At 59.1% G+C, this 21,271-nt stretch carries 16 protein-coding genes, 1 pseudogene and 2 riboswitches; of the genes and pseudogenes, 14 read left to right on the top strand and 3 right to left on the bottom strand.

The window, feature by feature from the left end:
* Window positions 1–6 precede the first annotated feature (6 nt).
* Window positions 7–1,308, bottom strand: coding sequence for a D-amino acid dehydrogenase (locus QFZ47_RS09430; protein WP_307655392.1), 1,302 nt, complete (start codon window positions 1,306–1,308; stop codon window positions 7–9).
* A gap of 91 nt (window positions 1,309–1,399) precedes the next feature.
* Window positions 1,400–1,506, bottom strand: a riboswitch (glycine riboswitch).
* Between the two features lie 39 nt (window positions 1,507–1,545).
* A riboswitch (glycine riboswitch) is annotated at window positions 1,546–1,640 on the bottom strand.
* A gap of 94 nt (window positions 1,641–1,734) precedes the next feature.
* Here QFZ47_RS09430 and rfbB point away from each other — a divergent pair.
* The 14 genes and pseudogenes from rfbB to QFZ47_RS09360 all read left to right on the top strand — a co-directional run bounded on the left by rfbB (window position 1,735) and on the right by QFZ47_RS09360 (window position 19,333).
* Window positions 1,735–2,817: a dTDP-glucose 4,6-dehydratase gene (gene rfbB, locus QFZ47_RS09425; RefSeq protein WP_307655391.1), complete on the top strand. Its 1,083-nt coding sequence runs from the start codon at window positions 1,735–1,737 to the stop codon at window positions 2,815–2,817.
* Complete coding sequence (gene rfbD, locus QFZ47_RS09420; RefSeq protein ID WP_307655390.1) at window positions 2,814–3,704, top strand: dTDP-4-dehydrorhamnose reductase; 891 nt, start codon at window positions 2,814–2,816, stop codon at window positions 3,702–3,704. The genes rfbB and rfbD overlap by 4 nt, the downstream gene beginning before the upstream one ends.
* A gap of 60 nt (window positions 3,705–3,764) precedes the next feature.
* Window positions 3,765–4,664, top strand: coding sequence for a glucose-1-phosphate thymidylyltransferase RfbA (gene rfbA, locus QFZ47_RS09415; protein WP_307655389.1), 900 nt, complete (start codon window positions 3,765–3,767; stop codon window positions 4,662–4,664).
* Entirely contained in the window at window positions 4,661–5,209 is a 549-nt protein-coding gene (rfbC, locus tag QFZ47_RS09410) for a dTDP-4-dehydrorhamnose 3,5-epimerase (protein WP_307655388.1), read from the top strand. The genes rfbA and rfbC overlap by 4 nt, the downstream gene beginning before the upstream one ends.
* A gap of 1,441 nt (window positions 5,210–6,650) precedes the next feature.
* Window positions 6,651–8,342 (top strand): glycosyltransferase family 2 protein, encoded by a 1,692-nt coding sequence (locus tag QFZ47_RS09405; RefSeq protein WP_307658913.1) that lies wholly within the window; start codon window positions 6,651–6,653, stop codon window positions 8,340–8,342.
* The gene (locus QFZ47_RS09400) at window positions 8,339–9,802 is read left to right on the top strand and encodes a UbiA family prenyltransferase (protein ID WP_307655387.1); all 1,464 of its coding nucleotides are present in this window, start codon (window positions 8,339–8,341) and stop codon (window positions 9,800–9,802) included. The genes QFZ47_RS09405 and QFZ47_RS09400 overlap by 4 nt, the downstream gene beginning before the upstream one ends.
* Window positions 9,802–11,118 (top strand): FAD-binding oxidoreductase, encoded by a 1,317-nt coding sequence (locus QFZ47_RS09395; RefSeq protein WP_307655386.1) that lies wholly within the window; start codon window positions 9,802–9,804, stop codon window positions 11,116–11,118. Before QFZ47_RS09400 ends, QFZ47_RS09395 begins: the two co-directional genes overlap by 1 nt.
* A gap of 11 nt (window positions 11,119–11,129) precedes the next feature.
* Window positions 11,130–11,876: an SDR family oxidoreductase gene (locus tag QFZ47_RS09390; protein ID WP_307655385.1), complete on the top strand. Its 747-nt coding sequence runs from the start codon at window positions 11,130–11,132 to the stop codon at window positions 11,874–11,876.
* Window positions 11,804–13,816, top strand: a complete 2,013-nt coding sequence (locus QFZ47_RS09385; RefSeq protein ID WP_307655384.1) for a hypothetical protein — start codon at window positions 11,804–11,806, stop codon at window positions 13,814–13,816. The genes QFZ47_RS09390 and QFZ47_RS09385 overlap by 73 nt, the downstream gene beginning before the upstream one ends.
* Window positions 13,813–15,639 carry a hypothetical protein gene (locus tag QFZ47_RS09380; protein WP_307655383.1) on the top strand — a complete coding sequence of 609 codons (1,827 nt, stop codon included), beginning with the start codon at window positions 13,813–13,815 and terminating at the stop codon, window positions 15,637–15,639. The genes QFZ47_RS09385 and QFZ47_RS09380 overlap by 4 nt, the downstream gene beginning before the upstream one ends.
* A 65-nt stretch (window positions 15,640–15,704) precedes the next feature.
* Window positions 15,705–16,638: pseudogene (locus QFZ47_RS09375) on the top strand (NAD-dependent epimerase/dehydratase family protein).
* A 3-nt stretch (window positions 16,639–16,641) separates the two neighbouring features.
* Window positions 16,642–17,958 carry an NAD(P)/FAD-dependent oxidoreductase gene (locus tag QFZ47_RS09370; protein WP_307655382.1) on the top strand — a complete coding sequence of 439 codons (1,317 nt, stop codon included), beginning with the start codon at window positions 16,642–16,644 and terminating at the stop codon, window positions 17,956–17,958.
* Window positions 17,952–18,347, top strand: coding sequence for a GtrA family protein (locus QFZ47_RS09365; RefSeq protein WP_307655381.1), 396 nt, complete (start codon window positions 17,952–17,954; stop codon window positions 18,345–18,347). Before QFZ47_RS09370 ends, QFZ47_RS09365 begins: the two co-directional genes overlap by 7 nt.
* A 41-nt stretch (window positions 18,348–18,388) precedes the next feature.
* Complete coding sequence (locus QFZ47_RS09360) at window positions 18,389–19,333, top strand: lysylphosphatidylglycerol synthase transmembrane domain-containing protein (RefSeq protein ID WP_307655380.1); 945 nt, start codon at window positions 18,389–18,391, stop codon at window positions 19,331–19,333.
* Here the strand turns inward: QFZ47_RS09360 and QFZ47_RS09355 are convergent.
* Both QFZ47_RS09355 and gmd read right to left on the bottom strand, forming a co-directional pair.
* Window positions 19,330–20,196, bottom strand: coding sequence for a GDP-mannose 4,6-dehydratase (locus QFZ47_RS09355; RefSeq protein WP_307655379.1), 867 nt, complete (start codon window positions 20,194–20,196; stop codon window positions 19,330–19,332). The two genes, QFZ47_RS09360 and QFZ47_RS09355, sit on opposite strands and share 4 nt — an antisense overlap.
* Entirely contained in the window at window positions 20,193–21,230 is a 1,038-nt protein-coding gene (gene gmd / locus QFZ47_RS09350; RefSeq protein ID WP_307655378.1) for a GDP-mannose 4,6-dehydratase, read from the bottom strand. The genes QFZ47_RS09355 and gmd overlap by 4 nt, the downstream gene beginning before the upstream one ends.
* Window positions 21,231–21,271: the final 41 nt, after the last annotated feature.

Below are 21,271 nucleotides of genomic sequence, written 5' to 3'. Positions count from 1 at the left end.
CGGCGTTCAGGCCGGCTGCAGCACGCGCGCCACCGGCGCAGGCATGCCGGTGAACGCAAAGTCCACCTCGGGCGCGAGCCCGCTCACGATGCGCGCGATCGACTTGCCCGAGCCGCAGGCATGCGTCCAGCCGAGCGTGCCGTGGCCGGTGTTCAGATAGAGGTTCGGCAGTTTCGTCTTGCCGATCAGCGGCACGTTGCTCGGCGTCGCGGGGCGCAGGCCGGTCCAGAACTGGGCCTGCGTGGTGTCGCCGGCACTTGGGAAAAGCTCTTCGACGCGCCGCACGATCGCCTCGCAGCGCACGCGGTTCAGGTCGCGGTCGTAGCCGTTGAGCTCGGCCGTGCCGGCAATGCGCAGGCGGTCGCCAGAAGCCGAGGTGTAGCGCGAGAACACGAGCTTGAACTCGTCGTCGGTCAGCGAAACCTGGTGCGCCCTGGAGGCGTCCTTCACCGGCAGCGTCACCGAATAGCCCTTGGCCGGATAGATTGGCAGCCGGATGCCCAGCGGCGCGGCGTAGAGCGGGCTCAGCGAACCCATCGCAAGCACGAAGGCATCGCCCCGGATGCGCTGGAAGCGGCCTTCGCTGTCGGTGGCTTCGACGTGGTCGATGCTGTCGCCGGCCTCGCGCAGCGCGGTCACCGTGTGGCTCATGAGGAACTTCACGCCGGCTGCGGCCGCGCGCCTGGCCAGCTCGCGCGCAAAAAGGTTCGCGTCGCCGGACTCGTCCTCTGCCGTGTAGGTGGCGCCGGCCAGCTTGGGGCGGATGTGTGCGAGGGCGGGCTCGATCTTCACGGCCTCGTCGGCCGAGATCACCTGGCGCTCGCAGCCCAATGCGCGCATCTGTTCGGCCGGCTTCAGCGCGCCGTCGAACTCTTTCTGCGTCGTATAGAAATGCAGGATGCCCTGGGTGCGCTGGTCGTAATCCAGGCCGGTGTCGCGGCGCAACTGCTGCAGCACGTCGCGGCTGTAGGTGCCCAGGCGCACGATCTGCTCGATGTTGTGCCGGGTGCGCGCCGGCGTGCATTCGCGCAGAAACTGCAAACCCCAGAGCCATTGCCGTATGTCGGCGCGAATGCGAAAGAGCAGCGGGGCGTCTTCCTTGCCCAGCCATTGCAGCACCTTGAGCGGCGCGCTCGGGTTGGCCCAGGGTTCGGCATGGCTGACCGAGATCTGCCCGCCGTTGGCAAAGCTGGTTTCGGCGGCTGGCGTGGCCTGCCGGTCGATCACAGTCACCTCGTGGCCGAGTCGCTGGAGGTAGTAAGCCGAAGTCACGCCGAGCAGGCCGGCGCCAAGAACGATCACGCGCATTTCAAGTACCTTTTGAAGATTGGCGCTTGAACGACGGAGTTGATGTGCTACTGATTCAATAGCAAGCAACCGGACGACCGCCGTCCAAGTTGCCGCTCCCCCTGTCCTTGGTACCTGAGAGATTCACCTGTTGCGCCTTGCAACGGGTTTGCTCCTTCGGTGCATCACGCGAGGTGATGGCTCTCCAGACGGCGTATCAGTTGATGCAGTACATGCCACGAAACTCTTTGAAAGAACTTCAAGGATTCCGTTCGGCCGACCTGAGCGTTTATGGGAGTTTGCGCCTTCGGTGGAGTAGCAATAAGTACTACTCGCTCTCCTGCAGTGAAACGATTGTAGGCGGGGACCGCAAAGCCGCCAACCATGAATTTTGACAATTCGGACCAATGGGATAATTGTCATCGATTCGAAACTTCGGGGAGACTCATGATCCTGGTAACCGGCGGCGCGGGCTTCATTGGCGCCAACTTCGTACTCGACTGGCTGGCGCAAAGCGATGAGCCTGTCGTGAATCTCGACAAACTGACCTACGCCGGCAACCTCGAGACGCTCGCGTCTCTCAAAGGCGACCCGCGGCACATCTTCGTGCAGGGCGACATCGGCGACAGCGCCCTGGTCGACCGCCTCTTGGCCGAGCACAAGCCGCGCGCCATCGTGAACTTTGCCGCGGAATCGCACGTGGACCGTTCCATCCACGGCCCCGAAGACTTCGTGCAGACCAACGTGCTCGGCACCTTCCGCCTGCTCGAATCCGTGCGCGGCCACTGGAGCGCGCTGCCGGCCGGGCCCAAGGCCGCCTTCCGCTTCCTGCACGTGTCCACCGACGAGGTCTACGGCTCGCTCTCCAAGACCGACCCCGCCTTCACCGAAGACAACAAGTACGAGCCCAACAGCCCCTACTCGGCCAGCAAGGCCGCCAGCGACCACCTCGTGCGCGCCTGGCACCACACCTACGGCCTGCCCGTCGTCACCACCAACTGCTCCAACAACTACGGGCCCTTCCACTTCCCCGAGAAGCTCATCCCGCTGATGATCGTCAACGCGCTGGCCGGCAAGCCGCTGCCCGTGTATGGCGACGGCATGCAGGTGCGCGACTGGCTCTACGTGAAGGACCACTGCAGCGCCATCCGCCGCGTGCTCGAGGCCGGCCAGCTCGGCGAAACCTACAACGTCGGCGGCTGGAACGAGAAGCCCAACATCGAGATCGTCCACACCGTCTGCGCATTGCTCGACGAGCTGCGTCCCAAGGCCGACGGCCAGCCCTACAAAGAGCAGATCAGCTACGTCACCGATCGCCCTGGCCACGACCGGCGCTACGCCATCGATGCGCGCAAGCTCGAACGCGAACTTGGCTGGAAGCCCGCCGAAACCTTCGACAGCGGCATTCGCAAGACCGTCGAGTGGTACCTTGCCAACGGCGAATGGGTGCGCAACGTGCAAAGTGGCGCCTACCGCGAATGGGTCGAGAAGCAATACGACGCCGCCCCCGCGGCCAAGGCCGCAGCATGAAGCTGCTGCTGCTGGGCAAGGGCGGCCAGGTCGGCTGGGAGCTGCAGCGCAGCCTCGCACCGCTGGGTGAACTGGTCGCGCTCGATTTCGACAGCACCGATCTGAACGCCGACTTCAGCCGCCCCGAGCAACTGGCCGAAACCGTGCTGAAAGTGCGCCCCGACGTCATCGTCAATGCCGCGGCCCACACCGCCGTCGACAAGGCCGAGAGCGAGCCCGAGTTCGCCCGCAAGCTCAACGCCACCTCGCCCGGCGTGGTGGCCGAAGCCGCGCAGCAGATCGGCGCGCTCATGGTGCACTACTCCACCGACTACGTGTTCGACGGCAGCGGCAGCAAGCCCTGGAAAGAAGACGACGCCACTGGCCCGCTCAGCGTGTACGGCCGCACCAAGCTCGAAGGCGAGCAGCTGGTGGCCCAGCACTGCGCCAAGCACCTGATCCTTCGCACCAGCTGGGTCTACGCCGCGCGCGGCGCCAACTTTGCCAAGACCATGCTGCGCATCGCCAAGGAGCGCGATCGCCTGACCGTCATCGACGACCAGCACGGCGCGCCCACCGGCGCCGAACTGCTGGCCGACATCACGGCGCACGCCATTCGCGCCACGCTGCAGGACCCGGCCAAGGCAGGGATCTATCACGCCGTGGCCGGTGGCGAGACCACCTGGTGCGGCTATGCGCGCTTCGTGCTCGAGCAGGCCAAGGCGGCTGGCGTCGAGCTCAAGGCCGGGCCCGCGGAAGTCGATGCCGTGCCCACCAGCGCCTTCCCCACGCCAGCGACACGCCCCGCCAACTCGCGCCTGGACACGCGCAAGCTCCAGACCACTTTCGGCCTGGTGCTGCCGCACTGGCAGCAGGGCGTGGCCCGCATGCTGCGCGAGACCCTTTGACAGACAGCAGCGCCAGCGAAGCAAGCACGCAAGCAAGCAAGAAGCGGAGAACACAACACAATGACCACGAAGACCACGCAACGCAAGGGCATCATCCTGGCCGGCGGCTCCGGCACCCGGCTACACCCCGCCACGCTCGCACTCAGCAAGCAACTGCTGCCGGTGTACGACAAGCCGATGATCTATTACCCGCTCAGCACCCTGATGCTCGGCGGCATGCGCGACATCCTGATCATCAGCACGCCGCAGGACACGCCGCGCTTCCAGCAGCTGCTGGGCGATGGCAGCCAGTGGGGCATCAACCTGCAGTACGCGGTGCAGCCCAGTCCCGATGGCTTGGCGCAGGCCTTCATCATCGGCGACGAGTTCCTGGGCAATTCGCCGAGCGCGCTGGTGCTGGGTGACAACATCTTCTATGGCCACGACTTCGCGCACCTGTTGAGCGGTGCCAATGCCGAGCAGTCGGGCGCTACTGTGTTCGCCTATCACGTGCACGACCCCGAGCGCTACGGCGTGGTGGCCTTCGACGCCAATGGCAAAGCAAGCAGCATCGAAGAGAAGCCGGTCGCACCCAAGAGCAGTTATGCAGTGACGGGCCTGTACTTCTACGACAACCAAGTGGTCGAGATTGCCAAGGCCGTGAAGCCCAGTGCGCGCGGCGAACTCGAGATTACCGCAGTCAATCAGGCTTACCTGGACCTCGGCCAGCTCAATGTGCAGATCATGCAGCGCGGATACGCCTGGCTGGACACGGGCACGCATGAGAGCCTGCTGGAGGCCGCGCAGTTCATCCAGACCCTGGAGCATCGGCAAGGGCTCAAGATTGCCTGTCCTGAAGAGATTGCGTGGCGCAATGGATTCATCGATCGCGAGCAATTGGCAAGGCTTGCCGTGCCGCTGCAAAAGAACGGCTACGGCAAGTACCTGAACCATCTGCTGGCCGAGGAGGTGCGCTCGTGAAGGCCACGCCGACCGCCATTCCCGAGGTGCTGATCATCGAGCCGAAGGTCTTCGGCGATGCGCGCGGCTTCTTCTACGAAAGCTTCAACGGCAAGGCGTTCGACGAGGCCGTTGGCCGGCATGTCGAGTTCGTTCAGGACAACCATTCGCGCTCGGCCAAGGGCGTGCTGCGGGGCCTGCACTATCAGATCCAGCAGCCCCAGGGCAAGCTGGTGCGCGTGGTACGTGGTGCCGTGTTCGACGTGGCGGTGGACATTCGCAAGTCGTCGCCGACGTTTGGGAAATGGGTGGGGGCGGAGCTCCGTGAAGACAACCACAAACAGTTGTGGGTTCCCCCCGGCTTTGCGCACGGTTTTCTGGTGCTCAGCGAGACCGCAGACTTTCTTTACAAGACCACTGACTATTACGCGCCGGCGTTCGAGCGGAGTATCAAATGGAACGACGCCCAGTTGGCCATCGATTGGCCGGGTGTGGGCACCGAGTTGAAATTGTCAGCCAAGGATGCGGGTGGGGCGGAGTTGGCTGCGGCCGAACTGTTCGATTGACTGATCGACCGTTTGACTCATTGGTGGATGACGGCCGCTGAAAATAGGCGCTAGGTAATAAATGTTTAAAAAAACGCTGCGGGAGCTGTATCAGCAGCATCAGGGCAAGGTGTCCGACAAGTGGTCGATTTATCTCACTGAATACGACCGGTTTTTTTCTTCATACAGAAACCAGTCGATTCGATTTCTGGAAATTGGAATTCAAAACGGCGGATCGCTGGAAATCTGGAGTGAATTCTTTCCGCAAGCACTAAAAATCGTTGGATGTGATATCAATCCCGATTGTGCGAGGCTCACTTATGCGGACCCTCGTATATCCGTCATAGTCGGCGATGCCAATACTGACGCTGTCGAAGGCAGGATTGCTGCGATAAGCCCTGAATTCGACCTGATCGTCGACGACGGATCCCACACCTCGGGGGATATCGTTCGGTCGTTCGCACGCTATTTTCCTCGCTTGGTCGATGGCGGCCTCTTCGTCGCGGAAGACTTGCATTGCAGTTATTGGGAGAATTTCGAAGGCGGCCTTTTTCATCCGGCTTCGAGCATTGCTTTTTTCAAACGGCTGGCAGATATCATCAGTCATGAGCATTGGGGGGTGCCCTCTCTGCGCAAGGACGTCCTTGCGAGCTTCATGCGAAAATATAACTTCGATATCGATGAAAACCTGCTTTCGCACATTCATTCGGTCGAATTCGTCAATTCACTTTGCGTAATTCGCAAGGCCTCGCCAGCCCAAAATGAACTGGGGCCACGTTTTATCGCAGGAACGGATGAATCGATTGTCGGCGGACATCGCACGCTTCACAATGCACGTCAACCGGTCATTAACGAAGTTGGCAATGCATGGTCCACGCGGATGGAGTTGCCGGAAGATGAATTGGAATCCAAGTCTGCCAGACTCGCGGTGCTCGAGTCTCAATTGTCGAAGGAATCGGCCAAGCTGGCTTTTCTGCGCTCTACCCTTCTTGAGAGCGGTTCAAGAATGGCGAAAACCGGCGCGCTGTTGCGAACCACGGAGCGTGAATTCAGTCGGTTGAAGCAGCAGCACGAAATCATCGCGGCATTCGCTGATTCCAACGGACTGAAGCTTAAAGACCTGCCGGGCGCGTTCGACGGATGTCAACGGCAAATTCAGGAGATGCGCGCATCGCATAGTTGGCGTGTCACTGCGCCGTTACGATGGGGTGGGAAACAGGCAAGACGGGTATTGCGAACACTGAGGATTGTTCTGCCGGCGGTTAGAAAAGCCGGAGATCCCATTTCGGCCTTCAAGAAAATCGTGGAAATACTTCGCGAATCCGGCTTGGGCGGACTGCGTCGTTCAGCCGGGCTGTTCGAGGCTCGATTGGCTGCGCCAACTTTCGTGAAAGGAGGGATGGCGCCCGAAGCGTCTCCAAATACCTACGGTGATTGGCTGAAACTCTATGACCCTGATCCCATGGAGGAGCATGCGCAAGCGGAAATGCGTCGAAGAATCGGGGGCATGAAAAGGACCCCGCTCATTTCAGTTGTCATGCCGACCTACAACGCAAAGTCGGTCTGGTTGCGAGAGGCGATCGAATCCGTGCGCCGGCAGATTTACCCGCACTGGGAGCTTTGCATTGCGGATGACGCATCGCCTTCTGCCGAGACACGTGAGGTCTTGGCTGAATATGCGGCTCGTGATTCTCGAATAAAGGTTGTTTTTCGACCTAAAAATGGCCATATCGTCGAAGCCTCCAACAGCGCGCTGGAACTCGTTTCCGGCGAATGGGTGGCATTAATGGATCACGATGATCTGATTGCCGAACATGCGCTTTTCTGGATTGCAGACTGCATCAACCGCAATCCTGATGCGCAGCTTATTTATTCGGATGAAGACAAGATCGATGAAAATGGCGTGCGCTCGGGGCCATATTTCAAATGTGACTGGAATATTGATCTTTTCTATTCACAAAATATGTTTTCTCACCTCGGGGTTTTGCGAACCGATCTGGTGAGAAATGTCGGTGGATTTCAACCGGGCATGCAGGGCTCCCAGGACTGGGATCTGGTGTTGCGTTGCACGGAGCGCGTATTGCCGTCGCAAATACTGCACGTGCCGCGTGTCCTTTATCATTGGAGAATTCACGACAACAGCACGGCGCGGTCGCCGGATGCAAAGCCTTATGCAGCTATTGCGGGCGAAAGGGCACTCAATGAGCACCTTGAGCGCCAAGGTTTGAACGGAAAAGCCGAATACTTCGGAACCGGGTATCGGGTCCGGTACGCATTGCCACCGAATCCGCCTCTGGTCTCGTTGATCATTCCAACGCGTAACGGCCTTGAGCTTCTTCGCCAGTGCGTGGACAGTATTCTGGTGCGAACGACATACGATAATTACGAGATTATCATTGTCGATAACGGATCAGATGACCCGGCCACTTTGGCTTATTTCAAATCTTTCAAGGACTTGGAGTTGGTCAGGGTGATCCGGGATGACCGCGAATTCAACTACTCTGCGCTGAACAACATGGCGGTCGCCCATGCAAAGGGTGAAGTCGTGGGGCTGATCAATAACGATATCGAGGTCATTTCTCCGGAGTGGCTGTCCGAAATGGTTTCGCTTGCAATGCAGCCGGGCGTGGGTGCAGTTGGCGCGAAGCTGTGGTATCCCGACAAGACTATCCAGCACGCGGGAGTGATCCTAGGTGTTGGTGGTGTTGCAAGTCATGCGCACAAGGGAAATTCCGAAGGGGACAATGGATATTTCGGACGTGCGCATTTGATTCAGTCGTTCTCGGCGGTGACCGCGGCTTGCCTTGTTATCAAAAAAGATCGCTATCTCGCGGTAAATGGTCTTGACGAAGAAAATTTGAAGGTCGCATTTAACGATGTCGATTTCTGCCTGAGATTGCGTGAGGCGGGGTACCGGAACGTATGGACGCCGTATGCCGAGCTTTTTCATCATGAATCTGCGACACGCGGAATTGACTCCACTCCTGAGAAGCAGGAGCGCTTCAGTCGTGAAGTAAATTTCATGCTCGCTCGTTGGGGATCGTTGCTCAATGCAGATCCTGCTTACAACCCCAATTTGACGTTGCTTGCGGATGATTTTTCCTATGCTTGGCCACCGCGGCTGGAATTGCTTTCGACTGCCCATCTCCAATGAACTCGGGCGAAAAATCCAACGCCGAGGTGCCGAGCGTCCCGCGGCGCGTAATTGCTGTCGATCTCGATGGCACGCTGATTCGCTCGGACATGCTCATTGAAAGCCTCTTTCTATTTTGGCGCATCAATCCCCTGCGCGTCTTTGAATTGATCGGCTGGTTGTTCAAAGGCAAGGCCCATTTCAAGAGAAAAATCGCGGAAGCCGTCAATCCCAATGTCGAGACGTTGCCCTACAATCGGCCGTTGATCAATTGGCTTGTCGAGCAACGCGCAGGGGGTGCGACTATTGTGTTGGCAACAGCGTCCGACGTGCGCCTGGCCCAGGAAATAGCGAGCCATCTTGCGATATTCGACGATGTACTCGGGACGCAAAATTTGAATCTGGCCGGTGTGCACAAGCGCGACGCGCTGGTGGCGCGCTATGGCGAGCGCGGCTTCGAGTACGTGGGCAATTCGTCTGCAGATATCCGCGTCTGGCACTCCGCCTCTTTGGCGCATGTCGTCAACCCAGAACGCGGTGTTCTTGCGCGCGCTCGTCGCGTGGGCCGCATGGGGCAGGGGTTCGACGACCAGTTGAGCTATGCAAAGGGTTTGCGTAAGGCTTTCAGGCTGCACCAGTGGGCAAAGAATCTTCTGGTGTTCGTGCCCTTGCTCGCTGCTCACAAATTCGCGGACCTTCACCTCGTGGCAAGCGGGGTGCTTGCATTTCTGTGCTTCGGAGCCTGTGCGTCCAGCGTCTATCTGCTGAATGACATGCTCGATCTGCAGGACGACCGGCAGCATCGGACCAAGCGCAACCGGCCCTTGGCGGCCGGAACGTTTCCGCTGTTCCACGCCATGCTCTGGATCCCGGCGCTGCTCTTTATCTCCTTCGCCGCCGCGCTGATTTGGTTGCCGTTCAAGTTCTCGCTGGTACTGCTAGGCTACTACGTGCTGACCTTGGCCTACTCGTTGGTGCTCAAGCGGGCGGTGATGATCGACGTGGTCGTGCTGGCGATGCTCTACACAACGCGGGTCGTGGCGGGCACCGCAGCCATGTCGATGAAACCGACCTTCTGGATCCTGGCGTTCTGCATGTTCATTTTTCTCAGCCTAGCCTTGGTCAAGCGCTACACCGAGTTATACGAGGTTCGAGAACGAAGGGGACAAGAGAAGGCCCCGGGCCGTGGCTATCTGGCATCGGACTTCGAATTGCTGGCTTCGCTGGGTGGCTCGGCTGGATACATGTCCGTGCTTGTGCTGGCGCTCTATATCAACGATCCGCAAGCGCATGCGCTGTACCGTCATCCGCAGTGGCTATGGGCGGCCTGTCCGCTACTGCTTTTTTGGTTAAGCCGTGTGTGGATCATTGCCCATCGCGGAGAAATGCACGATGACCCCATCGTGTTTGCATTGAGAGACCGCATGAGCCGCTGGGTCTGCGTCTGCTTCATCGCGATTTTTGGGATTTCGGCGTTCTGATGCCGACGCTCGGCTCATGGGGGCGCTATCCCCACCATCCCCAGACCCCTCATTCTGTCGGATGGCCCTTCGAGATCGGCAATGCCTTCTCGCGCATACAGGGCGCAGGGGTGGCATCGACGCTGGGCTATGGATGCGGACGCAGCTATGGCGATTCGTGCCTCGCGCAGTCCGACCATGTGATCGCATTGGCTGGAATGGACCGTGTGATTGCCGCAGACTGGCAGACGGGCGTGGTTACGGTACAAGCCGGGGTGACGTTGGACGGACTGATTCGCATCGCCTTGCCTAATGGCTGGTTCCTGCCGGTCACGCCCGGAACGAAGTTCGTGACCTTGGGTGGGGCCGTGGCAAACGATGTGCATGGCAAGAACCATCATGTGATGGGAACTTTCGGGCGGCATGTGCGCCGGATCGTCCTCCATCGCTCCGATAAGGGCGTTTGCGACTGCTCTCCCGCAGAGAATGAAGAACTTTTCAATGCCACGGTCGGTGGTCTGGGCCTGACCGGAATCATTCTCGCGGTGGAGCTTCAACTTCGCGCGGTGCGCTCCAGCGACATCGAGCAGACCTGCATCAAGTTCGGCGATCTCGACGAGTTCTTTGCCCTGTCTTCGCAGCAGGATTCCAAATACGAATACACCGTGTCATGGGTCGACTGCCTGGCCGGCGGAAAGAGCGCCGGTCGCGGTCACTACATCGGCGGAAATCATTCGGCTGCAGGCGAACTGAAAGTAGCGGACGGCCACGCGAAGCGCATGCCGGTCGACCCGCCGTTTTCCCTGGTCAACACGCTGACATTGAAGGCGTTCAATGCGCTGTACTACCAGCGTCAAGTGCGCAAGGTTGTGGAAACCCGGGTCAGCTACGACCCCTTTTTCTACCCGTTGGACAAGTTGCTGCTGTGGAATCGGATGTACGGCAAGGCTGGGTTCCAGCAGTACCAGTGCGTGATTCCTCCCGAATCCGGACGCGACGCGGTTGCAGCCATTCTTCGGGAGACTTCGATCAATGGCGCGGGATCGTTTCTCGCGGTACTCAAGCAATGCGCGGACATCAAATCCCCGGGCTTGCTGTCGTTTCCAAAGGCAGGTGTTTCGCTGGCGCTGGACTTCGCCCAACGCGACGCACTCAATACGCGGTTGTTCGCTCGACTCGATGCACTGGTGCACGAAGCGGGAGGGCGACTTTATCCGGCGAAGGATGCGCACATGAGTGCCCATCATTTCCAGTCGGCATATCCCGCATGGGCCCGGTTGGAGTCGCTGCGCGATCCATTGCTCATGTCGAGGTTCTGGCGGCGTGTGACTTCTTGAATGGTTGGATCATGAGCAAAAAAAACGTACTTATCATCGGGGCCAGTTCCGGCATCGCCGAAGCGGTCGCCCGTCGCTACGCAGAGCAGGGCAGCAATTTCGTGCTGGTGGCGCGCAGTCAGGCGAAGCTGGATGTCATTGCCGCCGACCTGATCGCGCGCGGCGCGAAGGGTGTCCAGACGAGGCTCTGGGAGGGGCACGACACCGCGTCATTGCCCGAAATCGCTGGCTTCGCCTGGAGCGCGCTGGGAACCGTCGACCTTGCGCTAATCGCGCATGGCACCTTGCCGGATCAGCCTCGTGCCCAGCGCGATCTGGCCTACGCACTGGAGCAGTTCCGCACCAATGGAGAAAGTGCCGTGGCTTGCATGCTCGCGCTGGCAGGGCATTTCGAGGCTCAAGGCAATGGCGTGCTGGCCGTCATCGGATCGGTCGCGGGCGATCGTGGCCGGGGGAGCAATTACGTCTACGGTGCTGCAAAGGCAGCGGTGGACGCCCTCGCCTCGGGCTTGCGCGCGCAACTCTTCAAGAAAGGCGTGCATGTGCTGACGATCAAGCCCGGATTCGTCGCCACGCCGATGACCGCCGAGCTCGATTTGCCGGCGGCCTTGACCGCAACGCCTGATCGCGTAGCGGCCGACATCCAGAGGGCTGTTGATGCCCGTTGCAATGTTCTCTACACACCGTGGTTCTGGACCTGGATCATGCGGATCATCCGGTTCTTGCCGACGGCGATATTCAAGCGCTTGAGCCTGTAGGGCGCGTGATGAGGAACGACGATGTGCGCTCGGATCCAGGGCGGTTCACGCTGCTGCTCCAGTTCATTGCGTTTGGGGCGATCTTGCTGGGCCTGAAGCTATGGCTTATTCATTCGTATGGAAACGAAGTGCCATTCTGGGACCAATGGGATGCCGAAGCCGCGCGGTTGTATCAACCGTTTCTGCGCGGTGAACTGTCGTGGCTTGAGTTGTTTTCTCCCCATAACGAGCATCGCATCTTCACCACGCGAGTTCTCGGCCTGTTGCTGCTGGCAGTCAACGGCTTGTGGAGCCCTTTGCTTGAGATGGTGGTCAATGCCGTTCTGCATGTCCTTGCGCTTGGCACGGCCGTCTGGTTGATGAGCAAGGCAGCGAACAAGTCGTCGCTTCCCGCGCTGCTCCTCTTGGGTTTGCTTCTGTTCGGTATCCCGTTCGGCTGGGAGAACACCTTGGCGGGGTTTCAGGCGCAGTTCTATTTTGTTTTGCTGTTCAGTGTCTTGTCGATCTGGTGGCTCGTCACTGCGCAGGCATTGAGCCGTTGGTGGTGGCTTGGCGTTTTAAGCGCCATCACGGCCTATTTCTCGCTGGCTTCGGGCGTGTTTGCGCTCGCGGCGGCATCTCTGATTTTGCTGGGGCGCTTCGTCCTCATATCGAGAGACAAGCGTGAACTGGCCGGCGCTGTATTGCTCCTTGTCCTCTTTCTGGCGGGCGCCTCCGCGACGCCCGTCGTTGCGCCCCATGCGCAACTCAAGGCGGTGGACGCAAGGCACTTTTTCGAGGCGCTGAGTGTGGTCCTTGCGTGGCCACTTCAAATTTCTCCCGAAGCCGTCAAGGCAGCCAGCGAATGGCCATTACTGAAGGAGTGGCTGCTCGTAATGGTGAGAAATCTCCCGGCAGCCGTGCTCGTGTGTTGCGTGATCTGGAAGCGGCCTTTGCGCAGCAACCCCGTGTGGTTTCTCGTCGCTCTTGCAGTCTGGCTCGGTGGGCAGGCTGCTGCCGTCGCTTATGGACGCTCGAATGATGCGCTCTCATCGCGCTACCTCGATCTGCATGCGATGGGTGTGCTCGTCAACTTAGCGGCGCTTGTCGCGATCTGCACGACGTCGCAGCGATGGCTTCGGGGCGTTGCAGTGGTCGGAGGGGGCCTGTGGCTACTGGCAACGGTAAGTGCCCTTGCAGACACCGCGGGTCGAGGGCTCTCGGCAGCCTTGGCGGAAAAGCGCGATACGTCCTCTGTGCAGGAGTCCAACGTAAAAAACTACCTCGCCGACAAAGATGGCGTCAAATTTCGCGCCCTGCCTTTTCTGAAGCTGCCTTATCCGGATGCCGGCCGTTTGGCAGGACTGCTGGATTCTCCCGACATCCGCAACATTCTTCCAAAAAATCTTCAAGCGCCTTTGCAGCCCGTTGCACTTCCACCCGTCGAGGCGGCCTTTGAGCGCGGTGGCGCATACCCCAGCGTGCCGCCGTGCCATTGCGATTTCTGGGGCAGCTTCGGCGCCAAGGCAGATATTGGAATGGGTGAGACTTTCATGAGATACGACCCGTCCATGGCACCGGTGCGAACAGGGGCCGTCTTCATGCTGAAGGTTGCGGGCTATCCGGCGACGGCAGGGCGCATCGACATCATTCAGGGCGGCAAAACGAGGCGTCTTCGTTTTGCAAAAGATCCACGCGAAACATGGGTCGAACGCTATATCTCCGTTCATCCCGACCAGCCGTTTACCATTCGTCTTGTCGACCAGAGTCCGATGGCATGGCTGGCGGTGAGTCAACCAGTACCTGCTGGCCGATTCGATCCATGGGTGTCGGCCGTGCTTAGCCACTACGGTGCGTTCCTCGGAATTGGAGCGGCCGCACTTGGGCTGCTGTTCCTGGGCTGGTTGAGACCAGGTCGTGAAAAGTCTCTGGGCGCTTCGCATCAGGAGCTCGCCTTGTGAGCGCAGCTCGGGTAGTGCCTGTACCGGGCGCACGCGCGCTTGTTCTCGGATGGGCGGTATTGGGCTTGGTTGGCAGTTGGCTGTTCGTGGGCAGTTCGGCTGTTACCCACACCGTTATTGCCATGTTGGCATGGCACGGCGTGGTCCTGGCATTGCCGTTCATCGCTGCTGTTCTGGAGGCGCTTCATCGCGGGGTCGACGACCCGATACTCTTGGCACTTTGGGGGGGGGCCGTCAGTAGCATTTGTGCATATCTGTCGTTTTGGTGCCTGTTCTTCGATCCGGTGTTCGCGCCCGTCTTGCTGATCTCGGCGCTGATTTCGGCGGCGGTGGTGGTATGGAGATCGAGCATTCGGTTGACCTCGCTCCAGCGCCGCATTTGCAAAGAGCTTTTGACGCCGTTCGGTTTGTGCCTAGCTTATACCGCGGTCCTGCTGATTGTCGCCATTGCGCCATCCGGCGCTATCGACCAGCCCCTGGAAGTCGCTAGGTCGCGATTCAGTCATGCGTTGCCAATGGACAATGCGCTGCCCTTCTTATTCTCGAAAAACGTGCTGGCGAATAACTATCCGTCGCCGATGTTCGGAGACTGGTTGGGCAGCGATCGCCCGCCGCTGCAGTCCGGCTATTTTCTATTTTCGACGCTGGGCATCGGCCAGTTGCCGTGGTTCCGGCCGCATGAAGAATTGAGTTACCAGGTTCAAGGGACGCTTCTGCAATCCTTCTGGTTGGCGGGGCTCTGGATCCTGTTGAACTCCATGAAATTGCGCCGCAGCGCGGTCATTGGTGCAATGGCCGCTTGTGCGATTTCGGGCTTCGCCTTCGTGCATGGTATTTTTGTTTGGCCGAAGTTGCTGCCTGTTTTTTTTCTGAGCTTGATCGCGGGATTTGTTTTCTCCAGTGATCGATCGCAGCTGTCGGGTGCACGAACTGGCGCGCTGCTGGGGTGTGGCGCAGCCTTGACGCTCCTTAGCCACGGCGGCAGTTTTTTTGCAATTGCTGGGCTGGTGATTTACGCATTGATGGCATGGAAAATACCGACCGCCCGATTTTTGATTGCTGCGATCCTGGCTGGGGCCGCCACGCTGCTGCCCTGGAGCCTTTTTCAGAATTACTTCGATCCACCTGGTGACCGGTTGCTCAAGTGGCATCTGGCCGGTGTCGTGAATATAGATGGGCGTTCTTTTGCGACCGCTTTAAAAGATGCCTATCGCGGGATGACTTTCCGGGGGTTTTTCAGCGCAAAATTAGATGGAATCAGCGCGGTGGTCGGGGTGCTTCGGGAGTGGCCTTGGCTTCAATTCAAAACGCTGGTCCTTCAAATATCGGTGCCCGAGGTTTTGCGGCTGCGAGCCAGCCAGTTTTATAATTTGATGGCAACACTAGGCTTCTTTGCCTGGGCTCCTTTCTTGTTTCTTTTTGCGCGGCGAGACGCTTCGAATGCGCAAATGATCGCGGCGAAAAGGTTGCTGGGCCTGAGCATGCTGATTGTGGCGGTCTGGATTTTCGCGATGTATGAACCCGGTTCAACAGTCATTCATCAAGGCAGCCTGGCGATGGTTGCATTTGCATTGGCAGGAAGCTTCTTGTTCTGCTTCGCATGGTGGCCGCTGTTTGCATGGCTCTTGCTTTTTTGCCATTTGATGGTGTCGGTCTTTCTTTATTTTCTTCCGATAAAAGAAGAGGGGCTGCCGAGTTTCGGTTATTTTTCAATGCCGATATTTGACGATGCATTTGCCTTATTTTTGCTATTGGTTGCGGCATTTTTTGTAATGAGGTGGGGCATGAATGGGTCGCAAAGTGCAGTGCGCGCTCCGCCTTGAATTCACATGTTTTCAATGATTCCGCCGAATCTATTTTTTCCTGCGTCCCCCAGAGAGATACTTCCATGAATAAGATTGTTTTGCCTGGCGGCGCTGGCTTGGTCGGCCAAAATCTTGTCGCCCGATTGCGTGCCAAGGGCTATTCGGACATCGTTGTGATCGACAAGCACAAGGAGAATCCTGGCAACGCTCAAGAGCGTGCAGCCTGATGTTCTGGTCGAGCTTGCAGATCTGTCCAAACCCGGCAACTGGCAACGCCATTTCGAAGGTGCCGCGGTCGTGGTGATGCTGCAGGCCCAGATCGGCGGCATCCATTACCAAGAGTTCGTGGACAACAACGTGTCATCCACAAGCATCATTCTTGAAGAAGTGCGCAAGAACGAGATCCCGCAGCTGATTCACATCAGTTCGTCGGTCGTGGAGTCGGTAGCCGACGATTTCTACACGAGGTCAAAAAAGGAGCAGGAAAACTTGGTTTTGGCTAGCGGTATCGAGTGTCCCGTCCTTCGGCCCACGCTGATGTTCGGCTGGTTCGACCGCAAGCATCTTGGTTGGCTTTCGCGTTTCATGGCTAGGCTGCCTGTATTTCCGGTGCCGGGTGATGGGCGTTTCATGCGGCAACCGCTCTACGTGGGCGACTTCTGCAATGTGATCATCAGCTGCATCGAAAACAATGTGAGGCAGGGCGTCTTCAACATCTCGGGTCACGAAAAGGTCGACTACATCGACATCATTCGCGAGATCAAGCGTGCAACCGAAGCCAAGGCAAGAATCGTCAAGATTCCCTATGGCTTGTTCTATGCCTTGCTGTGGGTTTGGGCAATATTCGACAAAAAACCGCCGTTCACGACGCAGCAGTTGCAGGCTTTGGTTGCCAAGGACGAGTTCGAGGTCATCGATTGGCCGGGAATGTTTGGCGTTCGCAGCACGCCTTTCGCCGAAGCGATCAATGAAACCTTCAATCACCCGATCTACAGCAAAGTCGTGCTGGACTTCTAGGCCATGACCCAACCACAACAACGTATTGCCGTACTTGGTGCTGGTCCCATGGGACTGGCGGTTGCCTATCAGCTGGTGCTGGATGGCCATAGGCCCGTGATATTCGAAGCCGATGACCGAGTGGGCGGGATGACGGCAGCCTTCGATTTCAGCGGCTTGCAGATCGAGCGCTACTACCATTTTCACTGCATTTCAGACAGCGCCTTTCTTCGGGTTCTCGCAGAGTTGGGACTGTCTGAAAAAATGAACTGGGTCGCTACCAAGATGGGCTACTGGTACCAAGACCGGTTGCAGCCTTGGGGCAACCCGATGGCGTTGTTGACGTTCAAGGGCCTCGGATGGGTCGCAAAGTTTCGCTACGGGTTGCACGCGTTCCTCTCGACAAAGCGAGACGACTGGAAGCCGCTCGATCATGTGGAGGCGACGGGCTGGATCAAGCGCTGGGTCGGCAAGGAAGCCTACGAGGTGCTTTGGCGGCGCCTCTTCGACTACAAGTTCTATGACTACAGTTCGAACCTGTCGGCCGCATGGATCTGGAGCCGAATCCGCCGGATAGGACGCTCGCGCTACAGCCTGTTCAAGGAGAAGCTGGGCTATCTGGAGGGCGGATCGCAGACCTTGCTAGATGCGCTCAGGTCTGCGATAGAAACCCGAGGCGGGGAAATTCGTTTATCGACGCCGGCCTCCGAGGTGGTCATCGAACACGGAGAGATCAAAGGTGTTCGCACCGCCGTGGGCTTCGAAGCCTTCGACAAGGTCGTCAGCACTGTTCCCTTGCCCTATGTGCCGAAGCTGATCCCCGGTCTGCCGGCATCGACGCTCGAGGCTTTTGCCGCGCTCAAGAACATCGCGGTCGTTTGTGTGATCGCAAAGTTGCGCAAGCCACTCACTGAAAACTTCTGGCTCAACATCAATGACCCGGAAATGGACATTCCCGGTTTGGTGGAGTACAGCAACCTTCGGCCGCTCGATCCGCATGTCTTGTATGTGCCGTTCTACATGCCGGGCGACCATCCCAAGTTCAAGGACGCCGACGAGGTCTTTCTGGCCAAGGTCAGAAAGTACTGCATGAAGATCAACCCAGACCTTGCGCCTGAAGATTTCGTTGACATGCGGGCGAGTCGCTATCGTTATGCGCAGCCCATCTGCGATCCCGGCTATCTCGATCGCCTGCCACCCGCGATGCTGCCGGTGAAGGGGCTGTGGGTCGCGGACACGTCCTACTACTACCCCGAAGATCGCGGGATCTCGGAGAGCATCGGCTTCGGGCGGAAACTGGCAACTGCAGCCGCCGCCGGGACGGGCATGCCCGCATGCTGAGTTCCCAGTTCATCCGGTTCCTGATCGCCGGCGGCGTTGCGGCCGCGGCGAACTATGGGTCGCGCTTTCTGTTCAGCATCTGGCTGAGCTATGGGCCGGCGATCGTGCTGGCGTATCTGGTGGGGATGAGCGTCGCCTTCGTTCTCATGCGCCAGCATGTGTTCTCCGCCGCGGGCGGTGCATTGGGGCCGCAAGTCGCCAAGTTCGTCGCGGTCAACCTTCTGGCGGTGATACAGACCCTGATCATCAGCCTGGTACTTGCACGCTGGATCCTGCCGAGCCTTGGCGTTGTGACGCATGCCGAAGCCATCGCGCATCTCGCGGGGGTTCTCATCCCCGTGGCGACCAGCTATTTCGGGCATCGTATGCTGACTTTCAAAAAGGCGTGAACACACCGGTAGCGGAGTCGAAGGCGCTGCAGGGCAGGCCCATGCACCGAATGCTGCGTTGGCTGGTTCTGTTCGTGCTGCTGGGCGCCGCCTTGAGCATTGGCGGCATGATCTGGAGCGGCTGGGAAGAGGTAAGCCGCGCACTTGCGCGGTTGAGCGGGCTCTTGCTGGTCGGCGCGGCGATCGTTGCCAGTATGGCCTATGTGATTCGGTTCGGACGATGGCACATGGCACTCCGGTGCCTGGGTCATCGCGTGCCGCATGGGACCAACCTTGCGATCTACCTTTCGGGCCTGGCGCTCACCACCTCGCCGGGCAAGCTGGGTGAAACCATCCGATCCTTGTTTCTGCTGCCGATGGGGGTACCCCTTGCCAAGAGTCTGGGCGCGTTCGTGGCAGACCGTTTGTCGGACGTGCTCGGCGTGTGCCTGCTGGGGGCGGCCGCGGGCCTGCTTGCAAGAGGCTCGCTCAACATTGTGGGCGTCATGATGGGCGTTGTCGTAGTAGGCAGCTTTGCCTTTTGCCGACTCGTACGAAGCTCTTCGATGTTTGCTAGTGCAATGGCATTTGCAAGCAGATGGGGCTTCGCGCCCGGGCGGCTTGCCGTCGAGGCGTTGGCGCAATGGGCGCAGATATGGACACTTCGCAATGTGACCTTGTTCACCCTGCTCGCCGCCTTGGCCTATGGCATTCAGGCTGCTGTGTTCACTGTGCTTTGCACGGTATTGAGCCTGACATTGCAGCCAGCGGTAGCGTTGGAGATCTTTGTGAATGCCACGCTGCTCGGTGCCGCCAGCATGGTTCCGGGAGGGCTCGGAACCATGGAGGCATCACTGGTTTTTCAGCTGATGGCGCAGGGCGCGGAAAAGGCGGATGCGGTCGCAATAGCGATCGCAACCCGATGCGTCACCCTCTGGTGCGGCGTTTTCATCGGACTGGTTGCTTTTGCTGGCGTTTGCGTGCGCACGAGGCCGAGCAAGCTCTAGCTTTGCTTGGCAAGCAACATGCGTTTGAGGGTGTCTTCCAGCGCGGGTTCATTCAAGATGGCTCCTTGCCTGGACAAGAGCGCATGCAGCTTCTGCGGGTCGCCACACAGACGGTGCACTTCATTCCCCCTGACGAAGGCCGGATTGATCTCGATGCGCAGGTTGTGCGAGGTCATCCGTGCAAAAGTCTCGATGATTCGGCGCAGCGCATACGGCCGGCCGGAGCAGATGTTGTAGGTTTCGCCCGGCTCTCCATGGGCGAGCAGCAACAGGTAAGCATCACAGACCATCTGCACATCGTTGAACTCGCGTTCGACATCCAGATTGCCCAACTCGATCGACGGCGCACGCGCGGCAAAGTGCGCGGCGAGTTTGGGAGTCAGAAAATGAGCGTCCTGTCCAGGCCCGGTGTAGTTGAAGGGACGCGCGACTACGAGGTTCAATTGCTCGTTGTAGGTTCTTGCCATGAACTCCACGGCAAGTTTGCTCATGCCATAGTGGTTGATCGGCGCCGGCGGCTGGCTCTCGGCAATGGGCGATCGGGCCGTGTTGCCGTAGACGTTGGCGCTGCTGGCCAAGAGAACGCGGGCAGGCCTGGCAGGCAGTTGCACCAGTGCGTCCAGCAGATGGGTGGTCCCGACCACATTGACTGCATAGAACGCTGCTTCGTTGGCGTGCCCCACAAAGCTGATGGCTGCCAGGTGCACCACGGCTTCGGGCGCAAGCGCCAGCACTTCCTGGTGCAGCGCGTCGCGATGCGTCAGATCGGACTGAAGTGCGTTGACGATGTGACCGGCCGCAACGGCTCGCTTGGCAAATACCTGGCCGGTGAATCCTTCGGCACCGGTCAGCAATATCCTCAAAACGACAAACCCTGGGCGTTTCGCCGGAGGTCTGCCTCCACCATCAATTGGCACAACTGTTCGAGCGTGGTGGCGGGTTCCCATCCGAGCTTGGCCTTGGCCTTGGCAGGATTGCCGATCAGAAGCTCCACTTCGGCCGGGCGATAGAAGGCTGGATTGATGCGCATCACGGTCTTGCCGGTGGCCGCATCGACCGCAAACTCCGCTTCGCCGGTGCCTCTGAACTCGACGTCGATACCGGCGCTCCTGAATGCCATGGCAGTGAAATCGCGCACGGTCTCCGTGCGATTCGTTGCGAGCACGTAGGTGTCGGGTTCTTCCGCCTGCAGCATGCGCCACATGCCCTCGACGTATTCCTTCGCAAAGCCCCAGTCGCGCTTGGCGTCGAGATTGCCGAGTTCCAGCACCTCCAGCTTGCCGAGCTTGATCTTTGCAACCCCGTCGGTGATCTTGCGGGTGACGAACTCCCGGCCCCGCAGTGGGCTTTCATGATTGAAGAGGATGCCGCTGCAGCCGAAGATGTCATAGCTCTCGCGGTAGTTGATCGTCATCCAGTGGGCATAGAGCTTTGCAACGCCATAGGGACTGCGCGGATAGAAAGGCGTGTCCTCGGTCTGCGGGATGGCTTGGACCTTGCCGAACATCTCGGATGTCGAGGCTTGATAAAAGCGGATTTTCGGGTTGACCAGGCGGATGGCTTCCAGCAGATGCAGCGTACCCAGGCCGGTGATCTGCGCGGTGGCAATGGGCTGATTGAAGCTGACGCCGACGAAGCTCTGGGCCGCAAGGTTGTAGACCTCGTCCGGCGCTGCGTCGCGGATCAGCGTGATCGAGCTGCCGAGGTCGGTCAGGTCATGCTCGATAAGGTGAAGATCGGGGTTGTTCTGGATTCCAAGCTCTTCGATGCGCCAGAAGTTCACTGAACTGGTGCGCCGGTAGGCCCCGTAGACAACATAACCCTTGGCAAGCAGCAACTCGGCCAGATAAGCGCCGTCTTGTCCGGTGATGCCTGTAACAACCGCATGTTTCTTCATGGAATCCTCTCTCTTGATTCAAGGAAAGCGCCCAAATTTGC

Source organism: Variovorax paradoxus (assembly GCF_030815975.1).
Lineage (GTDB): Bacteria > Pseudomonadota > Gammaproteobacteria > Burkholderiales > Burkholderiaceae_C > Variovorax > Variovorax paradoxus_N.
Note: the sequence above shows the minus strand (reverse complement) of the source record. Positions and strands in the feature narration are given on the sequence as shown.